Origin of the sequence: Sorangium sp. So ce1153 (genome assembly GCF_051521595.1) — a bacterium.
GTDB lineage: Bacteria > Myxococcota_A > Polyangia > Polyangiales > Polyangiaceae > Sorangium.
In genome coordinates, this window is the sequence record NZ_CP150361.1 from 13,436,978 (window position 1) to 13,457,202 (window position 20,225).

General features: G+C 74.5%; 16 protein-coding genes. 2 read left to right on the plus strand and 14 right to left on the minus strand.

From position 1 onward, the window contains the following. Positions 1–46: 46 nt before the first annotated feature. From WME85_RS49020 to WME85_RS49050, 7 genes are all read right to left on the minus strand, one after another. On the minus strand, positions 47–2,713 hold the full coding sequence (locus WME85_RS49020; RefSeq protein ID WP_437832063.1) for a thiopeptide-type bacteriocin biosynthesis protein: 2,667 nt from the start codon (positions 2,711–2,713) through the stop codon (positions 47–49). Further along, entirely contained in the window at positions 2,710–5,253 is a 2,544-nt protein-coding gene (locus WME85_RS49025) for a lantibiotic dehydratase (protein WP_437832066.1), read from the minus strand. The genes WME85_RS49020 and WME85_RS49025 overlap by 4 nt, the downstream gene beginning before the upstream one ends. Beyond that, a complete protein-coding gene (locus tag WME85_RS49030) occupies positions 5,250–6,029 on the minus strand; it encodes a nitroreductase family protein (protein WP_437832067.1) in 780 nt (259 codons plus the stop codon). The genes WME85_RS49025 and WME85_RS49030 overlap by 4 nt, the downstream gene beginning before the upstream one ends. Beyond that, a complete protein-coding gene (locus WME85_RS49035; protein ID WP_437832068.1) occupies positions 6,016–7,851 on the minus strand; it encodes a SagB family peptide dehydrogenase in 1,836 nt (611 codons plus the stop codon). The genes WME85_RS49030 and WME85_RS49035 overlap by 14 nt, the downstream gene beginning before the upstream one ends. Then, the gene (locus WME85_RS49040) at positions 7,848–8,588 is read right to left on the minus strand and encodes a TOMM precursor leader peptide-binding protein (protein ID WP_437832071.1); all 741 of its coding nucleotides are present in this window, start codon (positions 8,586–8,588) and stop codon (positions 7,848–7,850) included. The genes WME85_RS49035 and WME85_RS49040 overlap by 4 nt, the downstream gene beginning before the upstream one ends. Continuing rightward, on the minus strand, positions 8,566–9,882 hold the full coding sequence (locus WME85_RS49045) for a YcaO-like family protein (protein ID WP_437832073.1): 1,317 nt from the start codon (positions 9,880–9,882) through the stop codon (positions 8,566–8,568). The genes WME85_RS49040 and WME85_RS49045 overlap by 23 nt, the downstream gene beginning before the upstream one ends. Before the next feature lie 100 nt (positions 9,883–9,982). Continuing rightward, positions 9,983–10,339 carry a hypothetical protein gene (locus WME85_RS49050; RefSeq protein WP_437832075.1) on the minus strand — a complete coding sequence of 119 codons (357 nt, stop codon included), beginning with the start codon at positions 10,337–10,339 and terminating at the stop codon, positions 9,983–9,985. Positions 10,340–10,763: 424 nt separating this feature from the next. Here WME85_RS49050 and WME85_RS49055 point away from each other — a divergent pair, with 424 nt between their 5' ends. Next, positions 10,764–12,815, plus strand: a complete 2,052-nt coding sequence (locus WME85_RS49055) for a right-handed parallel beta-helix repeat-containing protein (RefSeq protein WP_437832078.1) — start codon at positions 10,764–10,766, stop codon at positions 12,813–12,815. 166 nt (positions 12,816–12,981) lie between these two features. Here WME85_RS49055 and WME85_RS49060 read toward each other — a convergent pair whose 3' ends face one another. The 7 genes from WME85_RS49060 to WME85_RS49090 form a co-directional block, all read right to left on the minus strand. Then, positions 12,982–13,452: an SRPBCC family protein gene (locus tag WME85_RS49060; protein ID WP_437832081.1), complete on the minus strand. Its 471-nt coding sequence runs from the start codon at positions 13,450–13,452 to the stop codon at positions 12,982–12,984. Then, entirely contained in the window at positions 13,449–14,069 is a 621-nt protein-coding gene (locus WME85_RS49065) for a TetR/AcrR family transcriptional regulator (protein WP_437832083.1), read from the minus strand. The genes WME85_RS49060 and WME85_RS49065 overlap by 4 nt, the downstream gene beginning before the upstream one ends. Before the next feature lie 69 nt (positions 14,070–14,138). Next, complete coding sequence (locus WME85_RS49070; protein WP_437842579.1) at positions 14,139–15,299, minus strand: epoxide hydrolase family protein; 1,161 nt, start codon at positions 15,297–15,299, stop codon at positions 14,139–14,141. Positions 15,300–15,419: 120 nt separating this feature from the next. After that, complete coding sequence (locus tag WME85_RS49075) at positions 15,420–16,109, minus strand: helix-turn-helix domain-containing protein (RefSeq protein ID WP_437832085.1); 690 nt, start codon at positions 16,107–16,109, stop codon at positions 15,420–15,422. Between the two features lie 115 nt (positions 16,110–16,224). Beyond that, positions 16,225–17,796: an MYXO-CTERM sorting domain-containing protein gene (locus tag WME85_RS49080; protein ID WP_437832088.1), complete on the minus strand. Its 1,572-nt coding sequence runs from the start codon at positions 17,794–17,796 to the stop codon at positions 16,225–16,227. Between the two features lie 166 nt (positions 17,797–17,962). Continuing rightward, entirely contained in the window at positions 17,963–18,223 is a 261-nt protein-coding gene (locus WME85_RS49085; protein ID WP_437832091.1) for a hypothetical protein, read from the minus strand. 248 nt (positions 18,224–18,471) lie between these two features. Next, positions 18,472–19,374 carry a hypothetical protein gene (locus WME85_RS49090; RefSeq protein ID WP_437832093.1) on the minus strand — a complete coding sequence of 301 codons (903 nt, stop codon included), beginning with the start codon at positions 19,372–19,374 and terminating at the stop codon, positions 18,472–18,474. Positions 19,375–19,810: 436 nt separating this feature from the next. Here WME85_RS49090 and WME85_RS49095 point away from each other — a divergent pair, with 436 nt between their 5' ends. Continuing rightward, positions 19,811–20,179: a VOC family protein gene (locus WME85_RS49095; RefSeq protein ID WP_437832094.1), complete on the plus strand. Its 369-nt coding sequence runs from the start codon at positions 19,811–19,813 to the stop codon at positions 20,177–20,179. The last annotated feature ends 46 nt before the right edge of the window (positions 20,180–20,225 follow it).

Here is a 20,225-nt window from a genome sequence, read left to right on the forward strand (position 1 = left end):
GCTTCTCCTTCGCTCTGCGCCCGAGGCGGGCGCGACTCGAGATCGTTCAGGTGCTTTGCAAACCGAGGGCCGCCGGCCGGTCGACGCGGGCGGCGTCGCGGGCGGCGTCGCGCCGGGCGCGGGCGAGCGCCGCGACGAGCCGCCGCTCCTCCGGCGGTACGCCCGCGGTGAGCTCGGCCGCGCGCGCGTTGAAGACCGCCGCGGCCGGCCGCGTCGACCAGCCGGCGTCGTCCCCCGCGGCGGCGGCGACGTCGGCCTCGAGGTGCGCCGCGGCGAGCGCGAGCAGCGGCGCGCTCTGCGGGGCGGCGCGCGCGTCGACGACCGCCGCGGCGAGGCGCGCGCGCAGGCGGTCGAGGTGCGCCCCCGCCGCCCCGGCCTCGCCCCGCGCGAGGGCCGACTCGGCGCGCGCGTAGAGCACGGCGAGCTCGCCGTAGGGCGAGCGCCACACGCGGGCGCGCGCGGGCCGCGCGTCGTCGAGCCACGCGCGGACCGGGGCGGCGTCGCGGCGCGCGAGGCCGAGCGAGATCGCGCTCTGCGCGGCGAGCGCCGCGAGGTCGAAGAGGCCGACCCACGCCGCGTGGCAGGCCGCTGTCTCGAAGAGCGCCGCCGCCTCGGCGAGCTCGCCCGCGGCCGCGACGCTGCTCGCGAGGCGCACGCGCACCATGAGGGCGCGGCGGAAATCGGCGAGCTCCTCGGCGAAGGCGAGCGCCCGGCGCTGGTGGGCGAGGCCGCGCTCGAGCTCGCCGCGGGCCGCGTGCGCGGCGCCGCGCCAGGCGTGCGCGGCGGCGAGGCACTGCGGCGGTGCGTCGCCGGGAGGCGCGGCGAGCAGGGCGTCGAGCCGCGCCTCGTGCTCGGCGCGGCGCTCGCCGGTGGCGCAGGCGAGCGCGGCGTCGAGCTCCGCCCAGCAGCGCTCCGCGGCGGACGCGCCGGAGGCGGCGGCCCGGGAGACCTCGTCCCGGAGCGCGTCGAGCGCGGCGGTCTCACCCAGGTTGTGGAGCGCGGCCAGCAGGACGCGCCGCGCCAGCGCGCGGCGGCGCTCCGGGAGGCCGAGGCGGAGCGCCGCCTCCGCCGCCTGCCGCGCGAGGGCGGGGCGCGACATGCGGAGCATCGTCCTCGCGAGCGCCACGAGCGCGTCGGCCCGCGCCGCGGGCGAGAGGCCGGGCGACGCCAGGGCGCCGCCGAGGATCGCGGCGGCCTCGTGCAGCGCGCCGGCGCGGCAGAACGCCTCGCCCCGCGCGACGGCCGCGGGCCCCGGCGCCGCCGGGGGGGCGGCCGCTTCGTCGGCGAGCGCGGGCGCGGTCCCGGGCGGGGGCGCGACGCGGAGGAGCCCCGGCCCGTCCTCGATCTCGGCCACGATCGCGGCCCACCCGGGGCTCGGGCGCCCGCTCGCGGCGAGGACGAGGGAGAGCGGCTCGGTCTCGAGAGCGCGCGCGAGGAAGGCGACGGCGTGCTGCGTGTCGGCGTCCGCGCCGTCGACGCCGCGGAGGACGAGCACCGTGGGCTCGCGCGTGTGCTCCGCGAGGAAGGCGCGGAGCGCCTCGGCCACGGAGGCCGGGTCGGGCGGCAGCGGGCACTCCGGCGCGTCGTGCGCGGCCTCGATGCGGTCGAGGGCAGCGAGGAGCGCGCTGCCCGCCGGGTGGGCGTCCGCGAGCGCGCGCAGCAGCGCGAACGGCGCGGACATCCCGCCGACGGGCGCGACGGGCGCGGCGGGCGCGATGAGCCGGACGCCGTGGCGGCGGGCGGCGCCTCGGTCGGGGTCGAGCAGCGCGTCGAGCGCGGCGCCTTCGCCGGGGTCGAGCAGCGCGGTGACGGGCCGGCGCTGCTCGGCCGCGCGGGCGAGGCGCTGCCACGCCTCGCCCGGCGAGACGCTCGGCCAGCGAGCCGGCGGCGGCTCGCGCGGGTCGCCTGCCTCGGCGAGCGCGTCGGCCACCCACACCTCGAAGGCGAGCGTGAGCCCGAGGCGGTTGTGGAACGTGTGGGCGAGGTTGGTCACGACGGTCGCGAGCGGCGCGCCGAGCGCCCCGCGCCGCGACGCCGCGGTGAGCTCGGGCAGGTCTGCGTCGAACGCGGCCAGGAGCGCGCGCTCGCCGTCGACGAGCTCGCCCAGCGCGGCGAGCCCCTCGCCCCGCACGAGCGCGCGCACCAGCGCGACCGACTCGGTGTCCGGCGCCGCGCAGGCGAGCTCCACGCCCGAGATCGCGCGGCCGAACGCGCGCCAGTGCCGCGCGTACCCCGCGAGGAACGACCGCCGCGCGTCGCCCGCGACGCCCGCGCGCGCGAGCAACGCGTCGAGCGCGCACGCCGCGACGAGCGCGCGCGCCCGCGGTCGCCCCGCCGTCTTCCGGATGCAGCCGAGCGCGAACCTGCTCGACGCGAAGAACTGCCGCTCGGCGATCTCCATCCCCACGGGGCCCCCGTGCTTCTCGAGCTCCGGCTCGTACGCGGCGGCCTCCACGCGCGACACGGCGGCGCAGCGCGCCGCCGCGGCGTCCACGCGCGCCGCCACGCGGCCGGGGTCGCGCCCGGGCGCGACGCGCACGCGCAGCCGCAGGTGGTCCCCTCCCTCGGCGTACCGGAGGAAGAAGAAGCGATCGATCGCGCCGCTCTCCTCGAGCTCCGACACGAGCGGATCGACGAGGCCGAGGAGGAGCGCGTCCGTCCCCTCGCCCTCGGGGCCCGGATTGTGGAACAGTTTCCGATAGATCCAGCTCATCGCGCGCTCCTCTCGCCGTCGATCTCGACCAGCAGCTCCGCCGCGTGCGGCCTCCCGTCGAGGCGCAGCCACGACGCCTCGGGCTCCGGCAGGAGCTCGGTGAAGACGAGGTACCCGCTCCTCCTGCCGTCACCGGGGCCGTCGAGCAGGCGCGCCAGCCCGATCAGCGTGAACGGGCTCTCCCAGTCGACGTACATGTTCGTCTCCGTGAAGCCGGACCCGGCCGCGTCCTGCCCGACGTACCGGGCGAACCCCCGGCCCGGGATCTCGCGCTCGCGCCGCAGGCGCGCGATCGCGCGGAAGTACGACGCGTACGGCTGCTTCGGCTCCTTGCGCGGGACCGCGCTCACCGGGATCGCCCACCGCGCGCGCTCGATCACGACGCGACCGACGGTGAGGCGCGGGCGCCGCGGGGCGAGCGCGACGCCCCGGGCGAGGTCGAGGCGATCGAGCACGTTGTAGAGGTCCGCCCGCTCCGCCACCGTGTCGTCGCGGAGCCGCGGCGAGAGCGCGCGCAGCAGGAAGTGCGGATCGGGGAGCGCCGCGTCCCGCAGGAAGCCGAGGTGGATGGGCTCGATCTCGCGGCCGAGGCGCCGCGACCGGAGCCGGAGCTCGACCGCCGCCGCGTCGAAGCGCAGGGAGAGATCGCGGAGCGGCAGGACCTTGTCGCCGGGCGCGCCGGGCTCCCACGGGAGCTCGAGCGCCCACTCGGTGAGGCGCGGGTGCACCTGGAAGTTGAGGCCGAGCGTGGGCGAGAGCTCGACAGGGAGCGGACCGTCCCCGTGCGCGAGGCGGCGGCGGGTCGCCTCCAGGGCCTCGGGGGCGCGCCCCGCGGCGTCCGCGAGGTAGCGCGACAGGTACTTCGCGCGCCCGGCCTGCGCGCCGTTGAGCACGACGCGCGGCTCACCGCCGTCGCGCGCGCCGGGAGGCTCGAGCTGGAGGAAGAGCGCCATCGACGACGGCGCGTCCGGCGCGGCGAGCCCCTCGAAGAGCCCTGGATCCAGGCGCACGACGTCGCCCGTCGCCGCGGCGGCGACGCGGCCGAGCTCCGCGTCGAGCCAGCGGATCGGCTCGGAAGCGCCGCGGACGCGCGCGACGCGCCGCGGGTCCTCGAGGATCTCGGTCACGAAGCCGCCGACGTCGTCGCACACGCCGTCACGACCGAACCGCTCGACGAAGGCCGCGCAGAGGCGGCGGTGCGCGGCCCCGCAGGCGCTCGCGCGCACGAAGCGCGCGACCGGCTCGAGCGCCGCGGCGAGCGCCCCGCGGGGGAGGGGGAGCTCCGCGCCGAGGGCGCCGTCGACCATGACATCCTCGAGCAAGGACGAGCGCCCAGGGCCGCGGCCGAGCTCGGCGGCGAGGCGCGCGCGCGTGCCGACGTCGGCGGTCGCGTAGTCCTCGAGGCGCCGCGCGGCCGATCGGAGCTCGTCCGGCGCGCCCGCGCACCCGATCTCGCCCAGGGCGTCCGCTGCGGCGCGGAGCGCCGCGGGGGTCGGCCCCACCGGGACGCTCGCCGGCTCGAGCATGCCCGCCTCGATGAGCTGCTCGAGGACGTCGCGGCAGGCTCGCTCGTCGGCGTCGTCCGACGCGAGCGCCCGGGCGGCTTCCTCGAGCGTGCGCCCCTCGGCGCCCTCGACGAGGCGGGCGACGGCGGGGGTCCACCCGAGCGACATCAGCTCGCCCGACCCGGCGCGCGAGAAGACGACCGACGGCGCGGCGCCCGCCGCGAAGCGCCGGAGCGGGTTCACCCGGAGCGGCAGGCGCGCGCGCGCGTGGGCGTGAGCCGCCGGATGAGAGGACATGGCGCGCGCGACGAGCTCCCCGGCGCGCGCGAGCGCGAGCTGCGGCAGGCTGCGCCACCGCGCCGCCGCCGGCGCTCGCGGCGCGTCGTCCGCGCCTGTGGGCGAGGCGGAGAGGTCGAGCAGCGCGACGCCCGCGAAGCCCGCGAAGGGCGTCGTCCGCGCCGCCGCGCGGAAGACGTAGCGCGCGATCGTGGCCTCGCGGATCTGCTGCGCCGAGGTGAGCGGCGCGCCGCCCGGGATCTCCGCGAGCTTCTGCGCCGTGGTCCAGTGGTCGGCGCTCGAGAGCAGGATCCCCCCGAGCAGGCGCGGGCTCCCGAGCGCCTGCCGGAAGCGCTCCGACGCGGCGATCCACTCCGCGGCGAACGTCGCCTCGTAGCGCTCCTCCAGCGCGGCGCACCGGGCCGCGCGCGCGTCGACGAGCGCGAGCGCGGCGCGCGCCGTCTCCGGCGGCGCGGTCCTCGCGCCGTCGAGCGCGCCGGGCGCCACGGCTCTTCCGTTGAACAGCCGCCGCTTGGCCTCGAGCGCCGCGCGGCGCAGCGCCTCGTCCTCGCACCCGTGCACGACGTCGAAGAGGCTCGCCGCCGCCTCCGCCCGCGCGGCAGCGAGCGCGAGCTCGGCCGCGGCGAGCTCGCGCTCGACCGCGGGGCCCTCGCGGAGGCGGAGCCCGACCAGCGCGTCGGCCGGCATCCCCGCGACGCGCAGCGCGCCCCACGGCGCGATCTGGAGCCCGCGGCTCATCGCGGCTGCCCGCCGCGCGGCGCCTCCCGGGACGTCGGGTGGCGGTGCCCTCCGACAGTGAACGCGAAGAACGCCGTGTGATCGCGGCCGTCGAGCCCGAGGACCTCGTCGACGACCGCGGGGGCGAAGCCGCCGGTCGCCGTGTAGGTGAGCCCGAGCGTCTCCGCGACGAGGTAGAGGCGGTCGGTGAGCCACCCCGCCGCGAACGCCGCGCCCCGGTAGCCGCGATCGCCGAACGCCGCGAGCCACCGCCCGATCGGGACCACCAGGAAGAGCACCGCCGCGCCCGTGGCGTGCTCGTGCTGGAGGATCGCCGTCTCGGCCATTCGCTCGCGCGGCGCCGGGCCGATCGGCGCGAGGCGGTGCTCGCCGCGGTCGTACCGGTGCGCGCCGGGCGGCACGCCGTCGACGTCGAAGACCACCGGGAACAGCAGCGGATCGAGCGTCGCGTCCGCGAGGGCCGCCGGCCGCGCCGCGGCGGCCGCGAGCAGCGTCCCGAGCGTCGTCGCGTCGAGGGCTCCCGCCGCCAGCCTCCCGCTCCGCCGCGCGGCGATGACCGACGCGAGCGAGCGCTGGACCGGCTCGAGCGCGCGCGGCGCGGGCAGCGAGAGGGCGCGCGCCGCGTCCCCGGGCAGCGGCGACGGCGCGGGCAGCGCCGGCTCGGGCGACGGCCGCGACCCGGGGTAGCGGCTCGCGAGGGCGAGCTCGGCGACCCCGCGCAGGGGCTGGGTCGCCGCGGCGAGCGTGGACGAGATCCTCCGATCAGCGAGAGACATCGCGAGCCTCCGTGGCCGCGCCCCTGAGCGCGATGAGCAGGTGCGGTGCGAGATCGATGCCATCGACGCCGACGACGCGGGCGACGGCCTCGTCGTCGAACGCCCAGACCGTCGTCGCCGCGAGGCCGAGCTCCTGGGCGAGGAGCTCCACGCGGTGGGCCATCAGCCCGGCGTCGAGCAGCGCGTAGGTGTACCCGCGCGCGTAGTACTTGGAGCAGGCTCGCGCGACCGAGCCGACGACGACGATCACGGCGCCCGCGGACTCCACGGCCGCGGCGTGCTCGGCGCTCCCGCCCGCGAGCGCGGCGCGCGCGAGGGCGCCCGCGGCCACGCCGCCGCGGAGCGGCGTGAGCCCTCGCGCGGCGAGCTCGAACCGGTGGACGCCCGTCGCGATCCCGGCGACCCGCGCCACCGCGACGTACGCCTCCGCCGAGCCGAGGTTCCCGGCCGAGGCCGTGGTGCGACGCACGTGCGCCTCGCCCTCGGCGCGGCGCTCGACGCGCCCGCCGAAGCTCAGCTCGAGCAGCGCGCCGAGCGCCCCCGCGTCGAGCGTCCCCGTCGCGTCGCGCCGGCGCGACAGCGCGATCCCCGCGGGCGCGCCGAACGCGGCGCCGATCGACGTGGCGACCGGCGTGGCGACCGGCGTCGCGACCTGCGTGCCGGCGCCCTCCGGGAGCCGCCGCGGCGACGGCGCGGCCGGCGCGCTCTGCAGCTTCCGCACCTCCGGGCTGATGTGCGCCTGCATGCCCGCGTGCTGGCCGATGTGCCACGGCTGGACGACCGTCGTGTTGTGGAACATCCGCGCGCGGCTCTCCGCGTGGCCGGACGGGAGCGTCGCCGTCCGCGGCGGCGCGTCGCCGCCGCAGAGCGGGCAGCTGGGCAGCCTGGTCATGAAGACGTGGAGCGCCGTCTCGCCGGCGCCGGGCCGCCACACCTCGACGTGCTCCAGCGGGGTCACCGCGAGGAGCCCGCTCGCGTGGAAGATCGCGTGCTGCGCGACCCGGCTCACGAGCGCGCGCCCCCAGAGCGCGCGCTGCGCGGCGTCCTCGAGCGCCGGATCCGCCGCGGCGGGGGCGATCTGGAGCCGGACGCACGCCGGGCACGCGGAGGCCCCTGGGATCGTGAGCGGTCCGATCGTCCACGTGCCGGGGTTCGCCGCGAGCATCGGGACGCGCGCCGCGATGCACGCGCGCGCCGCCGCCTCGAGCGCCGCCTGGTCGCCGATCGCCACGGCCAGATCGACCTCGCCCCGCGCGAGCTCCCCGGCGCTCGCGGCGAGCCGGACGTCGGCGACGCCCGCCTCGCGGAGCATCGCCACGAGCATCCCCGCGAGCGGCTCGCCCTCGTCCCCGAGCGCGCGCACGCGCGCGCCTTCGAGCGCCCGCTGCGCTTCCCCCCGGCTGCGGTTGCGCCCGGTCCGGCGGAGGTACCTGCTGAAGAAAGCGCGCTGCGCCCGGCGCGGCTCCCCGGCCTCGTCAGCCGCGGCGCCCTCGCCCTCGCCCTCCTCGAGCATGCCGTGCATGTGCATCAGGTGGATCGCGTCCCGCAGGTCGGAGGCGGCGATGCCCGGAAACGCGGCCTCGACGTCGCCGACGGTGCGCGTCCCGTCGAGCAGCGGCACGAGGTTCTCCATCACCCACGGGAGCGACGCTCCCTGGATGACCTGCGCCTCGCCGCCGAGGACGTGGAGATCCCCGCCCGGGAGCGCCACGCGGAGGAGGTCCTCGACGAAGCGTGGGCGCTCCGGGCAGCGGAGCTCCCAGTAAAGCTCGGCGAAGCGGCTGAGATCGCGGGCCTCGTAGGCGTCATCGGAGCGGCTCATCGGTCACCTCCCACGCCGGAAGAGCCGGCGAGCGCGAGCGGTTGCTCGGCGAAGTAGCGCGCGAGCGACGCCTCGCGCCCCGCCGCGTGCTCGCCGGCGGCGCACCGCGCGCACAGCCCGACCCGGGCGAAGCGCCGCGCGCGGAGCCCGCCCGACGTGACGTCGCACTCCCAGAAGCGCCCCAGGCGCGCGGCTCCGGCGCGGGGCGGCTCCGGCGCGCCGCGCTCCTTGACGAGCGCGAGCGCCTCGGCGGCGAGCAGCGCCGCGGCCTGCTCGGTGACGGCCGCGAGCTCGCCCTGGAACCAGGGGCGAAGGTCGCCCGACGCCCCGAGCGCCTCGAGGGCGTCGTGCGCCTCGAGGTCCAGCGCGACCGAGCGCACGCGCCGCGAGAAGCAGGCGAAGCACGGCGTGCGGCCGGGGACGATCGACGGCCCGATCCGGAGCTCGTGCGCGAGCAGGGTGCCCGACGTCCAGGGGATCCGCGCCGCGAACGCCGCCGCGTCGAGCGCGAGCGCCGCCGCGGGCCGGGGGCGATCGGTGGCGAGGACGATCACCGCGTCGGGCGGCAATTCCGGCGCGCCCGTGCCCAGCGCCGACGTCGTGACCCGCGCCCCCGCGCCGGCCAGGAGCTCCGCGCAGCGGGCGCCGAGCTTTCCGTCACGGATGACGTGCACCGCGGGCGCGCTGGCGGCACGCTCCGGGGCCGGGGTCTCCTCAGGCGAACGGGATCGGATCATCGGTGATCGACTCCTCTGTGCGAGCGCCGTACCCGAGCCGCTCCGGCGCGTCGTACAGGCGGGGGTGCGCGAGGTACCGCGCGTGGTGGGTGAAGCTGATGGGCTGGAGCTCGGGCACGATCACCTTCACGACGACGATCCCGAAGTCGCGGACCTCGGGCATCGTCACGTCGACCGCGACCGTCTCCATGCCGAGCGCGGCGAGCCGCGCGACGATCGCCGCGAGCGGGTCGTCGCCCTCGATCGGCCGGGGGAACGCGGTCGCGACCGGCGCCTCGCGCGTGGCGAACGCGAACCGCGCCGGCCCGTCGGGCCCCGCGTAGAGGCGCCCGAACGACTCGGGCGTCTGATCGGCGTCGGTGAAGAACGCCGCCCGCGTGACGGGCGGGGCGGGCTCGCTCAGCGCCACCCGCAGGCTCCCCACCTCTTCGAGGACGCGCGCCGCCGCGGCCTCGCCGTCGGGGCGGCAGGCGGCCATCGCGATCGCGTGCGGCGCGCTGTGCGCGCACGTCTGCACGGCGCCGATCACGGGGACGCCGACGTCGGTCGTGAGATCGAGGAGCGTCGTCTCGGTGCCCGCGGCCTCGGCGCTGCGGAGGAGCTCCGCGAGGAGCGGGCTCCGCGCGCTCCCGGGCGCGATGCGCGGCATCCGGAGCTGGTGCAGCCAGAGCAGCGCGAGGCTGTCGCGCTCGATCACCTCGCAGAGGCCGGAGAGGATCGCCTGCCGGAAGCTCGCGCCCGCCGCGAACCCCGTCGAGAGCGGGAAGAGCGCGTGCTCGCGGATCGGCAGCGGCAACCCCATGTACGTCGCCGTGAGCGGCACCCAGATCGGGCGCTCGCGGGTGAGCGAGAAGCCGCGTACCCAGAGCTCGTCGCGATCCGGATCGGGCTCGCGCAGGCGGAAGGCCGACGGCGCGCGGGCCCGCTCGCGCGCAGAGCAGCGCGGCAGCCGCGCGGGGTCGAGCGCGCGGTCGCCGAGCGAGCGCGGCGTCGCGCGCAGCACCCCCTCGGTCGGGTACATGACGCCGCAGTAGCGCTCGAGGGCCTCGCAGACGGCCCGGATCTGGGCCGTGGTCTCGTCGACGGCCGTGCCGGAGCCGGTGAGCGACCCGAGCTTCGAGCCCACGCGGCACGGGCCCGGGTGGAGCGCCGCGGCCCTGCCGAGGAACGCGGTGAAGCCGTGCATCTGCCCCTCGAAGCCGGGGGGAAAGATGAACCGGCGGACGCGGCGCACGATCCCGCAGCGCTCGTCGATGAGCGGCGCGAGGCGCTCGATGAGCGAGATCTCCGACATGGTGGCGACTCCTTCAACGGGGCGGGCAACGGGGCGGGCGGCGCCCCGGGAGCCCGGACGCGCGACGCGCGTCCAGGCCGCCCGGGGTGCGCCTACGGCTTCACTTCTTGTCGACGCCGAGCTCGACGCCCTTGGCGATGGCGGCCGAGACGAGGCCGTCCTGGCCCATCACGTCGAGCGCCTTGTCGTGCATGCGAATGACGCTCTCGAGCTGCCCCTCGTCGAGGCTGTCGAAAGACGAGCTCGACGCGGCGTTGATCGAGCTGAGCGAGGAGAAGCACCCGCTCGAGCAGGCGGAGCTCAGGGGCAGGCACTGGAGCGTCTCGTTGCTCTTCTCGCTGATCTTCTTGAGGGTGAGCTCGAGGCGCTGCACGCCGGCCTTCGTGTCGACGACGTCGGGCGCGCCGGCGGTCGTCTGCATCTCGAACGTCGACTCGGTATTCTGGATCTTCAACATGGCAATCTCCTTCAGACGGTGACTACGTATCGGCGCGCGCTGTCGCTCCCGATGATTTGGGAACGACCGCGCGCGCCCTCTCGGATTCGATCCGAAGAGCCTTTGAGGTCCAGGCGACAGGTCGCCTGGGACGCCCCGTGAGCGTCGAGCTGGACAGCGAGCGTGCCTCGCGGCGCCGCTCCGGCCCCGAGGCTCGCGGTCGGCGGTCGGCGGTCGGTGGTTGTTAAAGCAACGCGCGTACCGCGCTGCCCGAGCTCACGACCGCGGCCCGGGACCGGCGGAGCGCTGGCCAGCGCGCGGGCGGCATCCAGAGGAAGCGGCCCGCGTTGCGCAGATCGTCGCGCAACTGAGCGAGGGTTCGCTCAACATGCGCGCGCAGGCCGCCGGGGGATACCGTATCGTTCCCGCGAGGCACCGAAGCTCCATGCGCCAAGACCGACTCGCCCTCTCTCTCCTGCCGCTCACCCTGCTCGCGGCGTGCGCGCAGCCCCTTGAGCCGAAGGAAGAGGTGGGGACGGACGCCGGGCCCACGTTCCCGTGCCCGCCGGGCGCGGTGGAGACCGGCGCGGGCTGCGAGCCGGCGGGGGTCCCGCCCGCGCGGTGCGGGAGCGGCTTCGCGCCCGACGGCGCGCAGGGCTGCGTGCCCGTCCTGCCGGCGGAGGCGGGCCCGCCAGGTCAGATGGCCGTCCCCGGCGAGGCGGCGTGGCGTGACGTCGCGCCGTGCGGGGCGGGCCCGTGGGGCGGCGCGCCGATCGATGAGACGACCGAGTTCGTCGATGCGGCCTACGCCGGGACGGACAGCGACGGCACGGAGGCCAGGCCGTGGACGACGATCCAGGACGCGATCGACAGCGCGGGCGAGGGCGCCTTGATCGCGATCGCGGAGGGCAGCTACGCCGAAGAGCTGCTGATCTCGGGGCAGCCCGTGCGGCTCTGGGGCCGGTGCCCCGCGCTCGTCGAGATCGTCGGGCCGCCCGCGACGATCGCCGTCCAGGTCGACAGGGGCGCGAGCGCCACGGAGATCCACGACCTCGCTGTCCGCGGGCAGGGCATCGGCCTCGGGGTGGCGAACGCGCGCGATGTCGTCGTCGAGCGGGTCTGGATCCATGACACGAGCGACGTCGGCCTCCTCGCCGCAGGCGTGGACTCCGGAGCGAGCCTGACCGTGCGCGGGGCGCTCGTGGAGCGCACCACGGGCGCGGGCATGGTCGTGGCGGACGCCGCCGTGACGCTGGAGGGCACGGTTCTGCGCGACGTCGATCGCGCCACCGGGGACCGGGAGCACCCGTTCTACGGCCATGCGATGGGGATGCAGGTCGAGTCGTACGAGCGCCGGGCGAGCGTGACGGCGCGAGCCGTCGTCATCGAGCGCGTCGGGGGGATCGGGATCAGGTTCTCCGGGGCGGACGGTGTCGTCGAGGACAGCGTCGTCCGCGACGTCGCCTGGCTCGCGGAGGACCTGCCGGGCACCGGGCTCGCGGCGACCCACATCCCGGGCTTCGATCCGGGGACCCTCACGGTCCGGGGCAGCGCCCTGGAGCGGAACCACACCGCCGCCATCGCGGTGATCGGCGGGGAGGCGACCATCGAGGCGACGGTCGTACGCGACACGGGCGCGGGGGCCGGCGAGGGCGATCCGGTCCACGGCATGGGCCTTTACGCCGAGTCGAGCCACGTCGACGGGCGTCCCTCCCGCGTGGCGCTCCGGCACGTCCTCGTCGAGCGGAGCCGCGAGAGGGGTGTTGTCGTCAACGGCTCTGACGCCGAGATCGATGGCCTCCTCGTGCGGGAGGTCGTGCTCGGCGCGCCGGACTACGGCGCCGGGATCGAGATCGCGCACGAGCAGCGGCGCGCGAGCGTCCGGGTGCGCGGCAGCGCGGTGGAGGGCAGTTACGGGACCGGGATCGCCGTCTTCGGGGCCGACGCGGACCTGGACGCGACCGTGGTGCGCGACACGAGGCCGCTGCCGAGCCAGGAGTTCGGCCGGGGCGTCAACGTCCAGTCGGTGCCCGACCTCGGTGAGCGCGGGAGCGTGCGCCTGCACAACGTCCTGATCGAGCGGAACAGCAACGTCGGCGTCTTCCTCAGCGACTCGGACGCGACCGTCGAGTCGACCACGATCGCGGACACCGTGGGGCCCACGCCCGACGGCATGAACGGCTGCGGCATCCTCGCCTACAACAACGAGACGGGTCAGGCGAACGTCGTTGTCCGGGACAGCGCGATCGAGCGGAGCGCCGCGGCCGGCATCTACAACCTCGGCGCGACGGTGCAGATCGCGTCGACGACCTTCACGTGCGAGCCGCTCGACATCGTGAGGTACGTCGATGAGGTCTCCGTGGCGGTCTACGAGGATCTGGGCGGGAACGTCTGTGGTTGTGAGGGCCGCACCATCGAATGCAGGGCGGAGCCGACGAGCATCGAGCCCCCCCGCGCGCTGCCGCCGCCGCCGCCTCTGCCCGCGAGCGAGGACTGAGCTCAGAGAGCACTCGAGCGGGTGTTTCAGCGCCATCGCGGCGCGCTCGATAGAGCCGCTGCGCGAGTGGCAGAGACAGCTCTCGAAGACACTCGTGCATCACGACAGAGAGGAGAGGCTCACTGCGAGGCCGCTACGCCGAGGTGCGCTCGAACGTCGGCACCATTCACGACGGCTCGCGCTCCAGGTTCTCGCGCAGCTCACGCAGCCCGTCGCGCGCTCGGCCGCGCATCACGCGGCGCAGGAGTGGGACCACGAGCCAGCGAAACCACCATCGCTGATTGCGGCTGACCATGCGCCACTCGACGCGCGTCGAGTCGTCGGAGAGCGCCGCGAAGTCCACGCTCATGCGCGGCAAGAGGAAGCCCTCTCCTTCGGTCAGCAGACGCTCCCCGACGCGCGCCTCCTTCACCTCGATGTCGATCGTGCCGGTGCGCCCGAAGGGCATGTGCACGGTCTCCCGGTAGCGCTTGCCGACCTGCCCGTGCTCCAGCGTGTCGAGCTCGCGCATGGCTGCGACGCCCGGGAACCAGGCCGGGAAGTTCTCCATGTTGGACACATACGCGAACGTCTCGTGCAGGGGCCGGCGGATCTCCACCGAGCCCTGCGCCAAGAGCTCCGGCTGCGCGCCGCTCACGAGCGCCTCCTCGGTGCCGTCTTGATCTCCATCGGCCTGAGCAGGCTCTGCTCCACGGTCCGACGCAGCGCGCGGACGTAGCGCGGCCGGGACCAGCTCCGCTCCTCGATGAGCTCCTGCCAGTTCCCGATCGACAGGAGGGTGGCCAAGAAGTCCGCCGCATCCGACGCCGACCATCCGTCGGCCAGCGCGCCTTCGGCGTGAAGCCGCGCCACGAAGCCCGCGCAGACGCCCGTGAAGCCGCGCATGCGGTCGCGCCACGCGAGCTCCGCGTCCTCGTCCGTGGCCCGTGCCGCCCGCATCGCCCGCGCCACGTCGGTGATGTGGGCGACGTAGTCCGCCCACGCACCGATGAACTCGGAGAGGACCGCGCGCGCGTCGGGGGCGCGCTCGCACTTTCGGAGCAGGTCGGCGAACCCGTGCACCTCGTCGACGTGACGCACCAGCGCGACCAAGAGCTGGGTCCTGGTCTCGAAGTGAAGATAGACCGCCTGGCGCGACACCCCGGCCGCCGACGCGATCTCCGCCATCGAGACGCCGCGACGCCCCGGCTCGGTCATCAGCCGGCGCGCGGCCTCGAGGATCACAGCACGGGTCTCCCCGTCCTTGCTTGACATGGTGTCAACATGGGGCGTAGTTTACACTGTGTCAAGTTCGACGGGCGCGCCGGCATCAACAGGCTGGCTCTAGGACAGCGAACCGAAGAACTCCCGCAGATCGGCGGCCAGCGCCGTGGGCGTCTCCGTCGCCAGGAAGTGCCCGCCGCGCGCCAGCTCGGTCCAGCGCACGATGTTGTTGTCGCGTTCGGCCAGCCGGCGCACCGCCACGTCCTGCGTCAGCGACACGGCCACGGCCATGGGCACGGTGCCGCGCGGCCTGGGCGCCCAGGCGGATGGGTCGTTGAAGGCTTCATAGTACAGGTTGGCCGAGGGGCCGCTGGTGCCGGTGAACCAGTACAGGCTCACGTTGTCCAGCAGCGCGTCCAGGCCCACCGCATCCTCCGGCAGCGCCGCCGCGGGATCGGTCCACTCCTTGAACTTCTCGACGATCCAGGCCAGCTGGCCCACCGGCGAATCGTGAAGCCCGTAGCTGAGCGTCTGCGGCCGCGTGCCCTGGATGTGCGCGAAGCCCATCATCCGGTCGCGGAAGTTCTGCAGCCGGGCGAGGCGCTGCTGCTCCGAGGGAGTCAGGCCTTCCAGCTCGGCGGGGTCGCCGGATGGAAACGTCACCAGCGCATTGCAGTGCAGGCCTCTGACATGCTCGCTGTCGATACGCCCCAGCTCCACCGCGATGAACGCGCCCACGTCGCCGCCTTGCACGCCGTAGCGTGTGTAGCCCAGGCGCTGCATCAGCTCCGCCAACGCACGGGCGCAACGGCCGTGGTTCCAGCCGGCGTCGGCCAGCGGCATCGAGAACCCGTGACCCGGGATCGACGGGATCACCAGGTGGAAAGCCTGCGAGGGGTCGCCGCCGTGGCGGCGCGGGTCGGACAGCGCGTCCACCACGCGGTCGAACTCGGCAAAGCTGCCGGGCCAGCCGTGCAGCAACAACAGGGGCTGCGCGTCCGGCTCGGGCGAGCGCAGGTGCACGAAGTGGATCGTCTGACCATCGATCCGGGTGGTGAACTGCGGGCGGCTGTTCAGGTGGGCCTCGCAGCGTCGCCAGTCGTACTGGTGCTGCCAGTGCGCGGCCAGCCGCTGCAGGTAGGCCACCGGCACGCCCCTCACCCAGTCGCCGCCCGGGAGTTGCGCCGGCCAGCGCGTGCGCGCCAGGCGTTCGCGCAGGTCGTCGATGTCGGCTTGCGGAATGTCGATGCGGAAAGGGTGGATCTCGGAGTCGCGGTGCATGGGGACCTCGGGTTGGTCGATATCGCCGGTGCGAGCCGGCAGCGTCACCGTATCCACCGGGGTGGTCCTGGTCTTGGAAGAAAACGACAGACTCTGGCCTCGACGGGCCGTCTGGGGGCCTCAGCGCCCAGGCCTGGGCCGGGCCGCAGCCCGCGCCACTTCGCCGGGCGTCCTGCCCATGATCCGCTTCAGCGAATTGCCCAGGTGCGCCTGGTCGGCGTAGCCGCAGGCGGCAGCCACGTCGGCCGGCGCATCGCCGTGCATCAGCTGCTGCAGCGCCGCCTGCGCACGGTGGATCTGTGACAGCTGCTTCGCCGTGAGACCGGTCGCGCTCAGGAACCGGCGCTGCACCGAGCGCAGGCTGGTGCCGGCGCGATCGCCTTGCAGCACGCGGGACACCACCGGGTCCGCCACCAGCAGGCCGGCCCCGGTGAGGCGTGCCACCAGATCGTCCGCGTTCTCGAAGTCGGGCACCTCGAAGGTTTGCGGCCCGAGCAGGAACGAGCGCGGGTTCGCCAGCGGGCGCAGGACGCCCTGGTCCAGCATGCCCATCGCCGGCACCCCCGGCATGAACACGCCTGGCCGGAAGGCGATGCTCAGGTACTCGTCGCCGGTCTCATAGCCCAGCGTCACCGGGTGCGTGATCAGACCGGTATGCAGCACCTGCAGCCGGCCCCGGCGCTTCATGAACACCAGGTCCCAGCAGCCGTCGGGCAGGGACTGGTCGTGCGTGTCGGCACCGTAGGCGACGTGCGTGATCCGCTGCACCAGCGCATGGTCGCTGCCGCGGATACAGCGCGTGGTCCTCATGGGCAGCTTCCCTTCGTCATGCTGCGCAGTATGGCCGACCCGCGCCGCAAGGGGTATTCACACGCCGGGCGCGGTTCACCGCGAGCCCGGGTGGATCGTACCCGCCCCTCTCCACCTAACTGGCGTCGCTCCGCGATGAGGAGGCCTGTCGTCGCCGGAGGGCGAACGCGGCGAGGACCGCCGTCAGGAGGCCAAGGGTGTCATCCCCGCCGACGCCCGCGACGCGGCAGCCGCAGCCCTCGCCGTCACCGGAGGCGTCGCCGTCCGCGCCGTCCGCGCCGGTGCCGCTGCCTGCGCCCGCGCCCGCGTCGCCTGTGCCGCCCGCCTCACCCCCGCCTGCGGACCCGGTGCCGCTGCCCATCCCACCCGCGGATCCGGTGCCGCTGCCCATCCCGCCCGAGCCGGTGGCGCCGCCGCCCGCGCCCCCTTCGCCGGAGGGCCCCGGCGGTGGCACCGTCGCGCAGTCGCCGAGCGAATGCTCGAGCGCGCCGAGCGTGAAGCTCCCGCTGCCCGGCCGCCCGCGCGCGCAGTAGTCGTCGGTCACTGCGGCCTCGGCGGGCGCCTGGCCGACGAGCGACGCCACATCCCCTTTGAGGTGCAGGTCGCCGAGACCTGGATTCTCGTACCACGTTTGAAACGTCGCGAGTCCTACCTCGGCCAGGTTGTCACTCTCCTGGTGCGTGCCCCCGTCGCGGTCGCGGATCTTGCCCGTGAGCACGTTGCCGCGCGCGACGCCGCTGGTCGTCGCGAAGCGGAAGTCGATCCCGCTCGTCGCGATCAGCGTATTGAAATGAAGCCGCGTGTCCGTCGCGCGGTTCAGATAGATCCCGACGTCCGAGCAGCTCGCGATGATGTTGTTCCGCATCGTCCCGCCGGTGTGCTCGACCTCGCAGGGCACGTCGGGGTCGTAGGCCGGGGCGCAGTACTGCGCCCCCGTGCCGCCGCCGCCGAACGACAGCCCGATGCGCACGCCGTCCGGCGAGCCGGCGGTGGTGCAGACGACGAGGTTGCGCTCGAAGAGCCCGTCCGAGCCGCCGCTCTTCATGAACGCGGCGTAGCTGACGGTGTCGCCGCCGTCTTTCTGGAAGTCGTGCAGGTAGCTGTCGCGCACGGTCCAGCGCTTGCCGCCGTCGATGTTGATCTTGGTGACGGGCCTGCTGGTCCTGCGCGGGTGGGTGTCGAACAGCTCCGATCGCTCGATCAGCCCGTCGTCCGGGGCCGTCCAGACGCCATCCACCTCCGCGGCGTTGATCTTGAGCTGGGCGTTGAAGTCCCGCACCTTCGAGCGGCGGAGGGTGAAGCGGCTCGCGGCGCCGAACACGTGGAAGGCATGCTCGCAGTCCGAGTCGTCGGCGCAGACGCCGCGGATGTCGAGGTCTTCGAAGCGCCAGTTCGGGCCGCTGACCTTGAAGCCTTCGACGCCCGACATCTCGAGGATCGCGCCGAGCGGCTCGGCGGCGCGCACGACGATCGGCGCGGCCTCGGTGCCTGCGGCCGCGCAGGAGACGCCGTCGAAGGCGTAGGTGCCCGAGGCGAGGACGATCTCGTCGCCAGCCTTGGCCGCGCCGATCGCGGCGACGAGCTCATCGGTGGTGCCGACCGGCACGACGGCCGCCGCGGCGGGGGCGGCGAGGAGGAGGGAGGTGAGCAAGGCGAGCGGAGCGATGGGCGCGCGGCGTGGCGACATGGCTGCCAGAATGCGCCGGTGCGCTCGTCCGTCAAGACGGCCGTCAAGACGGCGCGTGCGACGTGTGACGGCCTTGCGCGACCTTCTCGCCCGCCGTGATGCCGAGCACCAGGGAAGCCATCGCTGAAGCCTGGCGAGCTGGGTAGCCCGTTCTCGCCGGCATGGCTCAGCTCAGGCCGTCGAGCACCTCGGCGAGCGACGCGGCGACGACGGCCCGCTCAAGCCATCGCTCGAGAGTCTCCGGATCCTTCTCGGCCAGGATGCGCTCTCGCGCGTCGTCCGACACGGCGATGCCGCGACCCCGGAGCGCGATGAGCACGGCACGCGCGGCCTCCTCGGCGCGCCCTTCGTTGAGGCCTTCCTTCCGCGCCTCGGCCCGAAGCTTCTGCTCGTAGTCCTCGAACCACGCCCGGATCTCTGCGCTCACCTCGTCCTCCTTCCCGTCGAATGCCGCGCTGGAGGTGCCTGCCTCCGACCCGGCGATCCCGTTGCCAATCCGTCTCGCCGGCGCTCTGGTGTAAGCAGCCTCGCTGGCTGGCGCGTGTCCCGCTGCCGTCGGCAGACACCCTCGACGATGTGAAGGGGGCGTGGCTGTACGCCCGCCGGGATACCGAGCACCAGGGAAGCCATTGCTGAAGCCTGGCGAGCTGGGCAGCCCGTTCTCGCCGGCATGGGTCAGCTCAGGCCGTCGAGCACCTCGGCGAGCGACGCGGCGACGACCGCCCGCTCAAGCCATCGCTCGAGAGTCTCCGGATCCTTCTCGGCCAGGATGCGCTCCCGCGCGGCGTCCGGTACGGCGATGCCGCGACCCCGGAGCGCGATGAGCACGGCACGCGCCGCCTCTTCGGTGCGCGCCTCGGCCCGAAGCTTCTGCTCGTAGTCCTCGAACCACGCCCGGATCTCTGCGCTCACCTCGTCCTCCTCGTTGGTCGTCGGCTCCTGGGTTCGGAGCCGGAAGTGTACCAGCAGCGGCGTGGCGATGCTCTTCTCCCAGGCATCGCCCGGCAGCGCCGCCAGATCCGCCAGCGCCTCACGAAAGCGGCGGCCCGAGCCGAGCAGCCGCAGAAGCAGTGTGGCACGCGTCCGGGGCAGCTCCGCGAGCACCACGACGCGCATCACCAGGTTCGGCACGGCGTGGTAGACGCCTGGTTGCGCCGGCTCGCACCGGTAGCCGTCGAGCACCGTCTCAGGGCGCCCGGGGCTGATGACGACCAGCGCCGGAAAGTGCACCGGCGGCTGCGGCGGCGCGTCGGCATCCGCGTCCGGCGCGCCAAAGCCGGCTGCAGCGCGGGCGCGGCGTTCGAGCTCGTGGTGCCACGTCAGCTGCTTGCGCAGGCACTGCCGGACCTGACGAAGGCTCGGCGTGCGGTGGAACGGCTCGAACAGGCTTGGCTCCGCCGAGAGCTCGCCGAGCAGGCCCATGCCGGCGCGCTCGGCCTCCCGAGCTGGATCAGGCACGCTGTAGACGTCGATCTTCTGCGTCGCCGCCAGGACCTCGACCTCGGTCTCCGCCGCCGAGACGAGGCTCAGCCCGTCGCGCAGCAAGCTCTTCGCGAACTGGTCAGAGCGGTTGTGCATCGGCGAACGCCTCTAATCCATCACCGCATCATGCGCCACCCTGGATCGACGAGAAGAGACGAATGGAGAAATCGTCGCTCCTCGTCACGATTTGTTCATCGAGCTGCGCCGATCGGCGCAATGAACGACAGGCGCTTACTGGGAGGGGGAGAAACTCGTGTGAGAATATTTGTCGTTGGCGTGATGTTTTCATCGGTCTGGTGGTAATGAGCGCCATGCCAGGCCGGAGCCAGGCACCAAGACGGTGGGGTGTGCGCGCCCCACCGCCGGCGCGGGCATCAACCATCGTGATGCGATGTCGTTGCCGCCCGCAAGGATGGTATTCGCCACGGCGGCGGTGGCTGACCTTGGTTGGCGTCGCCATCTGGTATATTCTACGACGTGGCGCCGGTAACCTGGCTGTGGGTATCCTGCCGGTCCGCGGCGCGCTGGAGGGGTGCATGCTGAAGAAAGTGGCGTTCACGATGTTTCCGGTGAAGGACACGACGCGCGCGCTTTTTACGAGGGCACGCTCGGCCTGCGCGTGGGCACCCACTCGGACAACGGTGTGTGGACGGAATATGACCTGCCGGGCGGCGGCTGTCTGGCGTTGTTCAATCATCCCGATCCGAAGTCGGCCGCCGCTCCGGGCGGCGCGAGCATCGCGTTCGAGGTCGAAGACCTGGACATGCTCGTCGCGCGACTCAAGAGCGAAGGCGTGAAGTTCATGGCCGACGATGTGCAATCGCCGGTGTGCCGCATGGCGATCATGCAAGACACCGAAGGCAACACCGTCATCTTGCACAAGCTCAGAAGCAGCACATGAAGCCGGCACCGGGCGAGCGTCAGGGACCACCCTTTCGGCTCGCGCC

What these genes read in the sequence shown, in the direction of transcription:
- WME85_RS49020 (WP_437832063.1), bottom strand. Translation starts at nt 2,713, where the DNA reads ATGAGCTGGATCTATCGGAAACTGTTCCACAATCCGGGCCCCGAGGGC.
- WME85_RS49045 (WP_437832073.1), bottom strand. Translation starts at nt 9,882, where the DNA reads ATGTCGGAGATCTCGCTCATCGAGCGCCTCGCGCCGCTCATCGACGAG.
- WME85_RS49080 (WP_437832088.1), bottom strand. Translation starts at nt 17,796, where the DNA reads ATGTCGCCACGCCGCGCGCCCATCGCTCCGCTCGCCTTGCTCACCTCC.
- WME85_RS49030 (WP_437832067.1), bottom strand. Translation starts at nt 6,029, where the DNA reads ATGTCTCTCGCTGATCGGAGGATCTCGTCCACGCTCGCCGCGGCGACC.
- WME85_RS49025 (WP_437832066.1), bottom strand. Translation starts at nt 5,253, where the DNA reads ATGAGCCGCGGGCTCCAGATCGCGCCGTGGGGCGCGCTGCGCGTCGCG.
- WME85_RS49040 (WP_437832071.1), bottom strand. Translation starts at nt 8,588, where the DNA reads ATGATCCGATCCCGTTCGCCTGAGGAGACCCCGGCCCCGGAGCGTGCC.
- WME85_RS49065 (WP_437832083.1), bottom strand. Translation starts at nt 14,069, where the DNA reads ATGTCAAGCAAGGACGGGGAGACCCGTGCTGTGATCCTCGAGGCCGCG.
- WME85_RS49055 (WP_437832078.1), top strand. Translation starts at nt 10,764, where the DNA reads ATGCGCCAAGACCGACTCGCCCTCTCTCTCCTGCCGCTCACCCTGCTC.
- WME85_RS49075 (WP_437832085.1), bottom strand. Translation starts at nt 16,109, where the DNA reads ATGAGGACCACGCGCTGTATCCGCGGCAGCGACCATGCGCTGGTGCAG.
- WME85_RS49090 (WP_437832093.1), bottom strand. Translation starts at nt 19,374, where the DNA reads ATGCACAACCGCTCTGACCAGTTCGCGAAGAGCTTGCTGCGCGACGGG.
- WME85_RS49050 (WP_437832075.1), bottom strand. Translation starts at nt 10,339, where the DNA reads ATGTTGAAGATCCAGAATACCGAGTCGACGTTCGAGATGCAGACGACC.
- WME85_RS49035 (WP_437832068.1), bottom strand. Translation starts at nt 7,851, where the DNA reads ATGAGCCGCTCCGATGACGCCTACGAGGCCCGCGATCTCAGCCGCTTC.
- WME85_RS49070 (WP_437842579.1), bottom strand. Translation starts at nt 15,299, where the DNA reads ATGCACCGCGACTCCGAGATCCACCCTTTCCGCATCGACATTCCGCAA.